Here is a 12,857-nt window from a genome sequence, read left to right on the forward strand (position 1 = left end):
TCAATTTCCGCTTAGGCTATGGCACCTGCAGGAGGTAGAAGTGCAGGATAAGCTTTCCCTTTCAGCAATCGCAAATATCCAATGGCAATGTATGAAGCAGTCAGCATTCTTGATAAATCATTTGAGGTGATTGGGGTCTTTGTTCTACCCTCATGCGCAATGCTGTTTCGATGTTCTTTCATCTCGTTCAAGGCCTCCATTACTTCAGCCTTTAATACAGGGTAATTCGCCAACCTTGCATATTCGGGAAGTAGCTCATTTAATTTCACCCCATACGATTTCAAATTACCATCTTCATACTTTGCGGAATCTGCCAGCCGCCTTTCCTGACCCTGCAGCAGCAATGAAAGCGGTGCCTCAATAGCAACTGAAGCCGGGACTATGGCCTGTGCCAAATTGTTTTTATGGAAGGCGTCAAAGGCGGTAATCAGGTTTTTTAATGAGTGATTTTCTCCGGTAAATTCTGCCCAAATGACAATTGCTGAAACAAGACCCTTCAACGAAGGATTTCCTTGAGGGACCGCATAGATTGTGCGGCTATGGGATAATAGCCAATGAAACGGCGAGTTACCATGAAATTCAATTGGAATGACCTCTGATCCATCTGGCTTGGCTTGGCCATTATAGTGTATGTGAAGTATGGTTGCATCCTTTGGAACCCCAACATCTTGCAGGTTGAGTGCATGCATTTTCCCTGGGGTCAGCTCAACTGAAAGAAATGTCGACCAACCCCCGACCATTGCAAACAACCCAGCAGCAAATGGGTTTGTGAAATGCCTTAGCAATTCTGTCCACCAATTGATTTCGATTTTGCATGAGATGCACCGTATCGGCCAGTTATGAATATACCTATCGAGGTTGTAATCATTAATTGAAAACTGACTTGAACAGCCGATGGTTGGGCAGTGAGTTGAGTCGCGAAAGGTGCGTGTGCTTGATATTGGCAATGGCAAACGGTTCATGGACTTAGCAATTATCATTTTCAACAATGGTCGGCCCCCACCTTCGCGGTTGGCGGGTTTGCCAGTCCCACTGCTCCGTGGGCTCCACCATATATGGACGGTACAATTTGGAAGGGCGAAGAGGGATGCCTCGAAAAGTGGTAAATTCACTCGCTGCCGTTCAAATGCATCTTCAGCCTCCTTTCAATGGTGTCGCCCTTAGCCTGTTACTCTTTAATCAATTTCTGCACTATCCTGTGGCCATCACTGAATTTCACTTCAACAAAATAGAGACCATTATCCCGATCGATCAAGTCGTACGTCAACTCATCAGAGGTTAGATTCCACTTGCCCCGGAAAAGTTGTTGTCCTGTTATATCGAACAGTTCAATTGAGGAGATATTGGAGGCTCCACCAGCGTATAGAGTAACAGACCCAGAAGTAGGATTGGGCGCTATTCGCACCTCACCCATTTTAGGACTCTCCTTGACACCTGCGAAAATACTATTCAGCTCTCGTTTCCATATCCCATAGTGACTCATTCCAGCAAAGATGTTGCTACCATTTACCGCAACTAAATTTGCAGAGCTACCCAGTAAATCATTATTAATAGGAGTCCAATTATCACCATTGTCAGTAGAAGCTAATATCCCTTGGCCGCAGGTTGTTACAAAAAGCGACGGACCGTTAGCAGCAAATGACATGACACAGGGCAGACCTAAACCACTATTCACTATGCTCCAAGTATTGCCATTGTCCATGGACCGCAAAAGCTCTTGACCTTGCCCCCCGGCAAAAATGGTAGTTCCTACAACTGAAAGATTCTTAAAAGAACCTGTACTCATTTGGACCCAATTGGTGCCGCCGTCATCTGATCGGAAGATCCCTGAACCAGCTGCGAAAAGGCTTGAACCGGATATTGCAAGAGCTTGAACTTCCACGCTGGATAGGCCTTGATTAATAGGAATCCAATTACTCCCATTATCTACCGATTTAAATACACCACCAGTGGTTCCAGCATAGATCGCCATACTGGTGGAAAGAAGGGAGTGCACATCAAGGTTCAACATGCCTGAACTTGCTTCCACCCAACTCACCCCTTCATCCAAGGAACGATACACACCGGATCCATCAGTGCCCGCATAAAGTGCGCCACCGGTATGGAGCAGAGTCGTAATGGTAACATTTCCGGGAATGTAGCTCCCTTCTGACCAGTGAACACCTTCATCGGCCGAATAGTCGACCCTTCCAAGAACAGCCGCGTGCAAATTAGATCCATTAACGACCGTTGCGGATACAGTTGTGCCCACCAATCCACTGTTTGAAGCAACCCAAGTGGCCCCATGGTCTATTGACCGAAAAACTCCTCTATCATACGCGCCTGCAAAAAAAGATGTAGATGTGGCTACAAATGCTTTCACGTAAGGACTTATCAATGTGGAGCCTATCGCAGACCAGCTAAAGCCATTATCGGATGAACGGAATATCCCGTCAACCTGAAGGCCAGCATAGAGGTATGACCCGTCGGTGCCAATTGATCGAACATTTAGATTAGGCAAGCCCGAATTTGCAAGCGACCAACTTGCACCGCCATTTGTTGAACGGTAAATGCCGTTGTATTCAGTCCTTGCAAAAACGTATGACCCAATGATCTCCAATCCAACTACATTGGCGTTCGACATGCCCATGTTCGCTTCAGTCCAGCTTGCACCATAGTCCGTTGAGCGAAAGACACCGCTGCCAATTGTTCCAGCATATAGTGTTGATCCAGTAGCCGACAAGGAAGCGACAGTCATGTTGGTCAAACCACTATTGACCTGCGTCCAATTAGACCCGTTATCAGTAGTCCGAAATACCCCTGACGACCCAGTGCCAACAAATATGTCAGAACCAATCACGGCGAGTGATATTGTATTGAAATCCGTCAGACCGGTATTTACCGCATTCCAGCTTAGCCCATTATCAATTGACCGGAATATCCCTTCGCCTCCTAGGGTGGCGGTATAAAGGTCCGTTCCACTGACCGCAAGATCTGAAATCCAACTCCCTGGTAATCCTGTATTCGCCGGGGTCCAATTCTCACCATCATCAACGGAGCGATATATCCCCCCTAGGCCTAAGCCCACGAATAGCCCTGTCCCTGATACGGCGAAGCAATTGATGCTACCGCCCACAGGTCCATTTGTTTGAACCCATTGGGCAGATGATGAGACTGAAGCGAGCACAATCGACAACGCAGAGATCGCACGTAGAAGAGCAGTGTATCCGCCACATTGATGGCCGATTCTTCGCAAAGCACCTTGCTGCATCGGACTCCGGCCCGCTTGAAGTTCATCCTTAATCATCGTGACGAATGTAGCAGAAACTGGTGGTAGTGACAGGTTTGGAAGGCCCCCGCTCCTACGGCCCGAATTTCTTGCTGGGCTTGCGGCTCATGTGCCGGACTTGATGCACAACGACCTTCTTCCCGTCCACGCGCACGACGACACGGAACGGAAGCTTGCTCAGCATCACATGCCCATAAGGGCCTTTGCGTCTGGCTTTGGTCGGGTTGTGTTCCAGTTCGCTGATGCAAGCGTCCCAAGCTGAGATGAACCTCCTTGCCCGCTTGGGGTCAAGAGCATGCTGGTGTGAACGGATCGTTTCGACCTGCTCATGCACTTGAGGCAGAACGATCACCTCATAGCGCTTCATCGCGCTCTTGAGCTTTGCGCAGTCGCGTGACCGATTCTTCTCCGGTGATGGTCTTCAGGTCTCCGCGCAGATATGCCGCATGGTTTCGATTGAACTCCGCGATCTCCTCATCGGTGAGGTCCTCGTCCGCTCCGGCCTCAACCTCCTTCTTGAAGAACTTGGCCACACGGGTCAAGGTCTTTTCATCCATGATCGACATCAACTGATGGATCAGTTCAAGTTTGGTCGTTGCGATGTCCATGGCAGTTAGTTCTGTCGTGTAAAATTAGGCATCCCCTTAGAAACGCAGAACGCCCCGGTCTCCCGGGGCGCTCGGCTATTGGTGTATGTCGATTGGTTCTTATTTGAGGGGCACGCGCATCTGTACGCGCACCGGTTGGCCGTCCTGGACGCCGGCCTGCCATGGTGGTAAGGAGTTGATCACCCCGGCGATCTGATCGGCGGTCCGCGGGTCTTCCGCGCCCACCACCTGCACGTCGGACAATTGCCCGTCCTTCTCCACGATGAAGCTTGCCATCACATCCCCGTGGGTCTTTCCGACCTTGTCCCGGACGTAGCGCACCAAGGCTTTGTCCCCACCGGGATACTGTGGCATCGTTTGGGCCAAGGTGTATACGAGGTTCTTCAGCGGTGCGGCGTCGTAGACCTTTTCAGCAAGTTCCCGGCCCCACTTGTCATTCCGTTGCCATACGCCGTTCTTACGCCCTTTCTGATAATCTCCCTCGCTTTCCACTTTCCCGTTCGGGTAGTAAAAGACGAAATGACCGTCCGCCACGCGATACTCAGCATCCATGTAGCGGCCATCCGCTTTCAAAACACCGTCCAGGGTATAGATGTGTGCTAAAAAGCCACCTTGACCGTCCTTACCACCCGGATCCAAATAGTAGGCCGCCTTGGCCTTGGAAGCAGGTTCCAACACCTCGTCCAAGTAGCTCCTTTGGGCATTGACGGAGCCAACGGCAAGGCTGGCCATGATCGTGGTGAGAAGAAGGAAGGGCATTGTGGTTTTCACGGTAAGGAGGTGTTCGCGTTCTTGTTACGCGGAAGGATCATCCAAGGTTTCACCTTCGATCAAGATCCATGGACCTCCATCAGCTTGCCCACCCCTCCCGGTCCAAACTGCGGTACTGGATGGCCTCGGCGAGGTGCTCAGTGCGGATGTCGTTGCTTCCGGCGAGGTCGGCGATGGTGCGGGCCACCTTCAGGATGCGATCGTATGCGCGGGCGCTGAGGCCGAGGCGTTCCATGGCCTTCTGTAATAGCGCTTGGCCGGTAGCATCAATACGGCAGTATTTGCGCAATTGCTGGGTGGAGATCTGCGCATTACTGTGCATTTTCGTTCCCTTGTAGCGCTGCTCCTGCACCTGGCGTGCTTTTACGACACGTTCACGCACGGCCGCGCTCTTCTCCGTCTCGCGTTCGCTGGCCAGCTCGGTGAAGGCCACCGGTGTCACCTCGATGTGGATGTCGATGCGGTCCAGCAGCGGGCCGCTGATCTTGTTCAGGTACTTCTGCACCACGCCGGGGGCACAGACGCAATCACGCTCGGGATGGTTGTGGAAGCCGCACGGACACGGGTTCATGGCGGCCACCAGCATGAAGCTCGCGGGATATTCCACGGTGAACTTCGCACGGCTGATGGTGACCACGCGGTCCTCCAGCGGTTGGCGCATCACCTCCAGCACAGTGCGCTTGAACTCGGGCAGTTCATCCAGAAAGAGCACACCATTGTGCGCCATGCTGATCTCGCCCGGCTGAGGGAAAGAACCGCCGCCCACAAGCGCCACATCGCTGATGGTGTGGTGCGGCGATCGGAACGGGCGGGTGCTGAGCAAGGAATCCTCCGTGCGGAGCTTGCCGGCCACGCTGTGGATCTTGGTGGTCTCCAGCGCCTCGTCGATGTTGAGCGGCGGCATGATCGTGGGGAGGCGCTTCGCGATCATTGTCTTGCCTGCGCCGGGCGGTCCGATCAGAATGACGTTGTGCCCGCCCGCAGCGGCGATCTCGAAGGCACGCTTGATGTTTTCCTGGCCTTTCACATCGCTGAGGTCAACGGAATAGTTGCTGCTATGCGCCGCGAACTCGGCAGCGATGTCCATAAGGGTGGGCTCAATGGTGGTACGGCCTTCCATCAGCTCCACCACTTGGCTCAGGTGCTCCACACCGATCACGTCGATGCCCTGCACGATGGCGGCCTCGCGTGCGTTGGCAACGGGCACTATCACTCCTTGGAATCCTTGCTTTTTCGCCTCTAGTGCAATAGGCAATGCGCCTTTGATCGGCCGCACCTCACCGTCCAGCGAAAGCTCGCCCATCACCACGAGATCCGCAAAGCGGGAGGTGTCCAGCTGCCCACTGGCCGCGAGGATGCCCAAGGCGATCGGAAGGTCGTAGGCGGTCCCTTCCTTGCGAATGTCCGCGGGGGCCAGGTTGACGGTGATCTCTTTCCCGCGCGGCATGTGGAAGCCGATGTTGCTGATCGCCGCGCTCACCCGTTGGTGGCTCTCCTTCACCGCATTGTCCGGCAAGCCCACCATGAAGAACTTGAGGCCCTTGATGATGTTCGTCTCCACAGTGATGATGGTGGCGTCCACTCCGAAGACCGCACAACCGAAGTTCTTGACGATCATGTGGGGGAAGGGTTTACCACGGAGACACGGAGGCACGGAGAAATGCAAAATAAGATCAACCGGAACGACGCTACGGCGCAATGGGTACGCAACGTCTGCGCAACACCAATGACCTCACCACCCAAGGAACCTTTCTTCTCCGTGGCTCTGTGCCTCCGTGGTATGCATTTCATCACGCCATCCCTCTTTCGATGTGATCGATCAACGCATGGATCACCTTGATGTGGACTTCCTGCACGCGGTCGGCGTAACCTGCATGCGGCACACGGACCTCCACGTCGCAGAGCGGGGCCAGTTTTCCGCCGTCCTTACCGGTGAGGCCGACGACCTTCACGCCTTGCTTCTTCGCTACTTCCGCTGCACGCAGGACGTTCGGGCTGTTCCCGCTGGTGCTGATGGCGAGCAGTACATCGCCTGGTTTGCCATGGGCCTGCACGTAGCGTGCGAAGACCTGCTCGAACCCGTGGTCGTTCCCCACGCAACTGAGGTGGCTGGGATCACTGATGCTTAATGCTGCTATCGGTGCGCGGTCATCGCGGAACTTGCCGGTGAGCTCCTCGGCGAAGTGCATCGCATCGCACATGCTTCCGCCGTTGCCGCAACTGATCAACTTGCCACCCGCCTTCACTGCGGCCAGCATGAGTTCACCAGCGTGCTCCACAGCTAGCAGATTCGCGGGATCCGAGCGGAAGCGCTCCAGTACGGAGGCCGCTTCGGAGAAATGACTTTCAATACGTTCGTTCGCCATGGTCGGGTGTTCGCGAAGATGGGAAGGATTATGCGACAGAGTTCTTTCTTAGTCGTGAGTCTTGAGTCTGGGAGTCTTGAGTCCGCTGGCTCAAGACTCACGACTCCCGGACTCAAGACTACTTACTGGCTCGTTCGTCCAGCTGCTTCATGGCCTTCAGGCCGCGTTGCAGGAAGGTGCCGTACTCGTCCGCGTCCGGGGTGTAGCCCACGGGATCGGTGAGGAGCACGCCGTCGGGGCTGATCAGCGCGTAGTAGGGCTGGCTGTTGTTGATGAAGGTCTCCGTTTGCAGCGTGCTCCACTTGTTGCCCAAGGTCGTCAGTCGCTTTTGCTTCCCGGTACAGGTGGTGTAATCGCGCTGTTCGTTTTCGGGGAGTTCGGTCTTGTCGTCCACATAGAGCGAGACGAGCACGTATTCCTTGTCGATTTTTTCACGCACGCTCTTCACGGGCCAAACATGCTCCTCCATCTTGCGGCAGTTCACGCAGGCATAACCGGTGAAGTCGAGGAGTATCGGCTTGCCCGTGGCCTTGGCCTGTGCGAGGCCGGCATCGAGGTCGTGGTAGCAGTCCAGGCCGTTCGGGCAATCCTTGGGCAGGATCCAGCTATAGCCCACGGGCGGTGCGAGGCCGCTCATCAGCTTCATGGTGGTGAAGGTGTTGTTGACCTTGTCCACCCGGAAGCCCAATGCGAGATATATTGACATCGCGCCAAAGAGCACGGCAAAGCCCCATCGCATAGGCGAGATAGTCCGCACTGGGCTGTCATGCGGGAACCGGATCTTCCCCAGCATGTAGAGCGTGACACCTACGGCGCACACCACCCACACGGCCATGAAAAGCTCGTAGGGCACGATCCGCCAGTGTTTCACGAGGTCAGCGTTGCTGAGGAACTTGAACGCCAAGGCCACTTCGGCGAAACCGAGCACCACCTTCACGCTGTTCAGCCAGCTTCCGGAACGGGGCAGTGAGTTCAGCCAGCCGGGGAACATGGCGAAGAGCGCGAACGGCAGTGCCAGCGCAAGGCCGAAGGCGCCCATGCCGACGGTGAGCTGCCATGCGCCGCCATCGCCGGTAAGCGCGCCCGCCAGCAACGAGCCGAGGATGGGGCCGGTGCAGGAGAACGACACCAAGGCCAAGGTGAGCGCCATGAAGAAGATGCCGATCGCCCCGCCAAAACGGCTGGCGTTGCTGTCCATCTTGTTCACCCAACTGCTGGGCAGGGTGATCTCGAAGTAGCCGAAGAAGCTCACCGCGAAGACTAAGAAGATGACGAAGAAGAAGACATTGAGCCACGGGTTGGTGCTGATCTCATTGAAGATCTCCGGGTTTACCGAGCCGAGCAGGTGGAAGGGCAGGCTGAAGAGCAGGTAGATCCCGAGGATAAAGGCACCATAGGTGATCGCATTCCGCAGCCCTTTGCCCTTGTCCTCACTGCCTTTGGTGAAGAAGCTCACCGTGAGCGGGATCATGGGGAAGACACACGGCGTGAGCAACGCCAACAGTCCACCGATGAAACCGAGGAAGAAGATGTTCCAGAGCGAGCCGCCGCTGCGGACCTGATTGTCCACGGTCTCCACATCGCCGCGCAGCACCGGCTCATCCAAGTTCACCTTGGCGAGCTTTAGGTCGCAACCACCACCGCCGAGCACGGAGGCGATGGGTTCATCCCCGATCATGGCCGCGCCGGTGGCAGGGATAATGCTGAATTTGACCGGGTCCGGGAACACGCATTTGGAGTTGTCACAAGCCATGAAATTGATGGCCCCGGAAATGGGTTCCGCCGGATCGGTGACCAGCACCATCCGACTGAATGTCGCTTCATGCTTGTACTTCCGCACCACGATGCCGAACATATCGTCCATCCCCTCGTGCATGTCGGGTCCTGCTTCCGTTGGCTCGCCGATGGGCTTTGCGGTGGCCAGCGTATCAAAGACGATGCTGGTGGGTATCGGCCCTTCGCCGAAAGCTTTCTGTGAATACACGCTCCAGCCGTCATTCACTGTTGCCTGGAAATCCAGCTGCCATTTCCCGTTCCCTTTATCACTGGCCGTCACGGACCATTCCACGGGATCAAGGATCCCGTTAGCTGGCCCTGTGGCAGCGCTCTCCTTCGGGAAGGGCACCCCGGTCATGGCAGCTGCTCCGGTGGCTGGCGTGATGCTGAAGTAGACAGGGTCCGGGAAGATGCAGGCCTCGTCGTTGCAGGTCATGAAGTCGAAGCGTCCGGTGACGGGCTTGACCGGCTCCGAGGTGTTGATGCGCTGGGTGAAGATGGCGTGGCCCGCATACTTCTTCACCTTCATCTCGAACACCGGGTCCATGCCCTCCTTCTTGTGGTCGCCGGTCTCAGCGGTTGTGCCGTTCAGGGTGAAGTTGGGCAGGGTGTCGAAGGCGAAAGCGGTGGGCATCGGGCCGGCCTCGCCGAAGTTCTCTTGGGAATAGACATACCAGCCTTGGTCCACGGTGGCGGTGAAAACGATATCCCAAGCACCGGGTTCCTGTTGCTGGGCGGTGATGGCCCACTTTACCGGTTCTTTAGGCACGGGTGTGCCGGGCTGCTGGGCCCTGGCGGCGAAGGAAAGGATGGCGGAGAGCGCAAATAGGATCGACCTCATATCTACTTGGCTGAAGGGATATCCAAGGTGAACTCCACCTTGCGCGGCGGTAGACAGGTTTTATCGTTGCAGGCCATGTATTCCACGGAACCATGCAGGGCGTAGGCTTCCGGCGTTTCGCGTTCCGTGGGCTGGGTGAATGTGGCCGTACCTCCATGGTAGCGGACGACCATGCCGAAGTTGGGATCGTCCGTTTCTTCCGGTTCCTGTTCAATGGCCGGGCCGGCGAGATGATAGCCTTGTCCGGGATCCACGGTCACCACTGTGGGCAGCGGCCCTTCGTCGCTTGGCAGCGTAAGTGCGTAAATGTGCCATCCGGGGTCGCATGTGGCGGTGAGGCGCACCTGTACCGTGTCCCCCCCGGCGGGTCCCGAGGCGAACACCCAAGAGATCGGTCCGCCCGCCCATGCGAGGGATCCCAAACACGTCCCGAGGAGAAAAAGAAGAATATGTGGAGCCATCGCTGCTTCGGAATGCCCCAAAGCTACCCTTTGGAACGACGATGCACCGAGCCCGAAAAACCTATGCTCGTGATCCTGATGGCCAAAAAAAAGTGACGCGGAGCACCTTTTCCGTGCCGGGGCCAGGAGAAAACCCTTCCGCCACGCGATATCCAGCGAGCCAAACAACCTTCTCACCACTACGAAGCACATAGGTGCAGGCCTTGTCCTTCCGGGAGGTGCCGGCATCGATAAGGATGTCGCTGATGAGCTTGGAACCGCCCAGACCGATGGGCCGCATGCGGTCACCTGTTTGCCATGGCCGCAGTGTCAGCGGGAATTCCAAGTTGCCCAGGTCCAGCCATGCCGTGTTCATGCCTTCGGAAAGGTCCACTTCGGCAGGGGCACAGATCCGCCAATGGAACGGCCCGGCACCGCCTTCCTCCTTGTCGGACCGGGAAATGCCAAAAGTGGGAAAGCCATCGGGTTCCCGGTCCACTACCACCTGCGTCCGTTCGACCGAGATCCGCACGCCCCCGGCATGGAAACGGGCACCTGTGGAACGGTCCCGAACAGCTTCCAGAAGTTGGTCTATCAGGTCAGGATGCAGGTCTATTCCACTAAGCAGGCGCATCAGGAGCAACTTGGGGGCGGCACTTCCCTCCAAGCGTTCGATCGGGATGCACAGTACACCTGAGCCATCGGTGGCCAGCCCTTCCGCTTCCCGCGCCAATTGCCGCTCGGCCGCAGCTGCCAGCTCCTTCAGCAGTTCAGCGCCACGGGCCATCGTGCGTCGGGCACCGGGACGCATGGCCTCCATCAGCGGCAACACTTCGGCCCGCACACGGTTTCGGAGATACTTGGGGTCCGTGTTGCTGGCATCTTCCCGGAAAGTGATGCGGTTCGCGACGGCGTACTCCATGATCTGTTCGCGGCCCACACCAAGCAAGGGCCTGCAGATGCGTCCTTCCTCAAGCTCCGTCACCGCAGGGATGCCCGCCCAGCCATGGGCACCGATACCGCGCATCAGGTTCAGCACCAGCGTCTCCGCCGCGTCATCGCGGTGATGTCCCAATGCCATGTTGGCCGGACCTTCGCGCAGCAGCTCCTTGAACCACGCGTAACGCAGCTCCCGCGCGGCCATCTGCACGGAAATGCCTTCCGCAGCCGCCATCGGGTCCACGCGAACGGAACGGAGCGGAAGACCCAAGCACTTGGCCTGCTCTTCCACGAACGCACGGTCGGCATCACTTTCCGCGCCGCGAAGGCCATGGTCCACGTGGGCCACATGGCAAGGGTGGCCCAATTCGCGGAGCACATGCAACAGCACCATACTGTCCACGCCGCCGCTAACGGCCACCCAGAGCGGCTCTCCGGGCTTCAGCATCCGCTCCCGGCGGATCAGGCGCCTCACCTCAGCAAGCATGGCCGAAAGCGTTCAGTACGGTGCGCGCCTTGTGCTCACATTCCTCATACTCTTGCACCGGATCGCTGGCCGCGGTAATGGCCCCGCCGGAGATCAGTGAAGCACGGCCCGTGGAAGCATCCCAGGTCAGGGTGCGGATCACCACGTTCAGGTCGGCGGTGCCGTCCGGCAGGAAGAAGCCGATGGTCCCGCTGAAAAGCCCGCGGCGCATGTCCTCCGCCTCATCGATCAGCTGCATGGCCCGCACCTTGGGCGCCCCGGTCATGCTGGCCATGGGGAAGGTGGCGCGCAGGATGTCCATGGGCGTAATGCCCTCGCGGATGCGGGCGCTGACGGTGCTCACCATCTGATGCACGTTCTTGTACGTCTTCACCGCGCAAAGTTCCTCCACCTGTACCGAACCCGGCGCAGCGATGCGGCTGAGGTCGTTGCGGGAGACGTCCAGCGCCATGATGTTCTCACTGCGTTCCTTGGGGTCCAGCGCCAGTTCCTCCGCCAGCGCGGCATCCTCGGCCATGCTACGCCCCCGTGGCCGTGTGCCTTTCATGGGCTGGGAGATCGCCCGGTCGCCTTCGATGCGGATGAAGCGCTCCGGGCTGGCACACAGAGCAAAATGATCGCCGACACGCAGAAAGGCCGCATAAGGCGCGTCAGAATGGGCCAACAGCTTGGCAAAAGCCGCATACGGGTCGAACTCCGGAAGCTGTGCGGTACGCTGGGTGCAATAGTTCACCTCGTAGATGTCACCCCGGTGAATGTGCACCAGCAGCTTGCGGACCTGCTCCAAGTAGCGCTCCTTGGTAGTGGTGCGGGTCCAGATGGCGCGGGCCATCGGCGGGAGTGGCCCGGGATCCGCGAAAAAATTCCTCAAAAATGCACTTCCGGCCCCCTCATCCCCTTTTTCAACCTGAAGGATCGCCTTTCCCTGCCCCAGCCGAACGAAAAAGCGGGGCGACCACCAACTTGAAAGGACAAAGCCGTCCTGATCCGGGTGGATGCTTGTCAAGTTCTCGAAGTTGTTCTTCAGGTCATATCCGGCAAAACCGAAACAGGCGCTAGGACCAAAGCGGGGCTCGTTGGTCGAAAGCTCGTGGGTTCCAATGCCGATGACCCATTCATCCCGGTCCCCGATGCGCCGTACGAGTACGGTCTGGAACGGCTCCAAAGCCCGCCAGTTGAGGGTTCCGCTCCACGGAAGGAGGATCTGTGAATGCACCTTGCAAGGATAGGGATGGAAGAGCATCCGCTCATGTGCTATTCGGCTGATCAGCTGATCAACTGAACAACACCCCCAAATTTATCCCCAACAGGCAACCCACCCCCTCCCCCTTCGTCAATCGGGTGACTCCCAAGATCTTTGC

General features: G+C 56.9%; 11 protein-coding genes. All 11 read right to left on the minus strand.

The window, feature by feature from the left end; translation table 11 throughout:
* Positions 1-11: 11 nt before the first annotated feature.
* A complete protein-coding gene (locus tag IPP95_07535) occupies positions 12-962 on the minus strand; it encodes a hypothetical protein (protein ID QQS74046.1) in 951 nt (316 codons plus the stop codon).
* A gap of 206 nt (positions 963-1,168) precedes the next feature.
* Positions 1,169-3,115 (minus strand): T9SS type A sorting domain-containing protein, encoded by a 1,947-nt coding sequence (locus tag IPP95_07540; GenBank protein QQS74047.1) that lies wholly within the window; start codon positions 3,113-3,115, stop codon positions 1,169-1,171.
* A gap of 226 nt (positions 3,116-3,341) precedes the next feature.
* Positions 3,342-3,635, minus strand: a complete 294-nt coding sequence (locus IPP95_07545) for a type II toxin-antitoxin system RelE/ParE family toxin (GenBank protein QQS74048.1) — start codon at positions 3,633-3,635, stop codon at positions 3,342-3,344.
* On the minus strand, positions 3,622-3,876 hold the full coding sequence (locus tag IPP95_07550; protein ID QQS74049.1) for a hypothetical protein: 255 nt from the start codon (positions 3,874-3,876) through the stop codon (positions 3,622-3,624). The genes IPP95_07545 and IPP95_07550 overlap by 14 nt, the downstream gene beginning before the upstream one ends.
* A gap of 99 nt (positions 3,877-3,975) precedes the next feature.
* Positions 3,976-4,635 (minus strand): energy transducer TonB, encoded by a 660-nt coding sequence (locus IPP95_07555; protein QQS74050.1) that lies wholly within the window; start codon positions 4,633-4,635, stop codon positions 3,976-3,978.
* A gap of 91 nt (positions 4,636-4,726) precedes the next feature.
* Positions 4,727-6,265 carry a YifB family Mg chelatase-like AAA ATPase gene (locus IPP95_07560; GenBank protein ID QQS74051.1) on the minus strand — a complete coding sequence of 513 codons (1,539 nt, stop codon included), beginning with the start codon at positions 6,263-6,265 and terminating at the stop codon, positions 4,727-4,729.
* Positions 6,266-6,437: 172 nt separating this feature from the next.
* On the minus strand, positions 6,438-7,013 hold the full coding sequence (gene lpcA / locus IPP95_07565) for a D-sedoheptulose 7-phosphate isomerase (GenBank protein QQS74052.1): 576 nt from the start codon (positions 7,011-7,013) through the stop codon (positions 6,438-6,440).
* Between the two features lie 118 nt (positions 7,014-7,131).
* Positions 7,132-9,630: a thioredoxin family protein gene (locus tag IPP95_07570; protein QQS74053.1), complete on the minus strand. Its 2,499-nt coding sequence runs from the start codon at positions 9,628-9,630 to the stop codon at positions 7,132-7,134.
* 2 nt (positions 9,631-9,632) lie between these two features.
* A complete protein-coding gene (locus IPP95_07575) occupies positions 9,633-10,052 on the minus strand; it encodes a hypothetical protein (GenBank protein ID QQS74054.1) in 420 nt (139 codons plus the stop codon).
* A 100-nt stretch (positions 10,053-10,152) separates the two neighbouring features.
* Entirely contained in the window at positions 10,153-11,484 is a 1,332-nt protein-coding gene (gene tilS / locus IPP95_07580; protein ID QQS74055.1) for a tRNA lysidine(34) synthetase TilS, read from the minus strand.
* Position 11,485: 1 nt separating this feature from the next.
* Positions 11,486-12,712, minus strand: a complete 1,227-nt coding sequence (locus IPP95_07585) for an anthranilate synthase component I family protein (protein ID QQS74056.1) — start codon at positions 12,710-12,712, stop codon at positions 11,486-11,488.
* Positions 12,713-12,857: the final 145 nt, after the last annotated feature.

The organism is Flavobacteriales bacterium (genome assembly GCA_016700415.1).
GTDB lineage: Bacteria > Bacteroidota > Bacteroidia > Flavobacteriales_F > PHOS-HE28 > PHOS-HE28.

Excerpts from the sequence above, each read along its gene's own strand:
- IPP95_07545 (QQS74048.1), bottom strand. The coding sequence starts at position 3,635 with ATGAAGCGCTATGAGGTGATCGTTCTGCCTCAAGTGCATGAGCAGGTC.
- IPP95_07570 (QQS74053.1), bottom strand. The coding sequence starts at position 9,630 with ATGAGGTCGATCCTATTTGCGCTCTCCGCCATCCTTTCCTTCGCCGCC.
- IPP95_07560 (QQS74051.1), bottom strand. The coding sequence starts at position 6,265 with ATGATCGTCAAGAACTTCGGTTGTGCGGTCTTCGGAGTGGACGCCACC.
- IPP95_07535 (QQS74046.1), bottom strand. The coding sequence starts at position 962 with ATGAACCGTTTGCCATTGCCAATATCAAGCACACGCACCTTTCGCGAC.
- IPP95_07550 (QQS74049.1), bottom strand. The coding sequence starts at position 3,876 with ATGGACATCGCAACGACCAAACTTGAACTGATCCATCAGTTGATGTCG.
- IPP95_07555 (QQS74050.1), bottom strand. The coding sequence starts at position 4,635 with ATGCCCTTCCTTCTTCTCACCACGATCATGGCCAGCCTTGCCGTTGGC.
- lpcA (QQS74052.1), bottom strand. The coding sequence starts at position 7,013 with ATGGCGAACGAACGTATTGAAAGTCATTTCTCCGAAGCGGCCTCCGTA.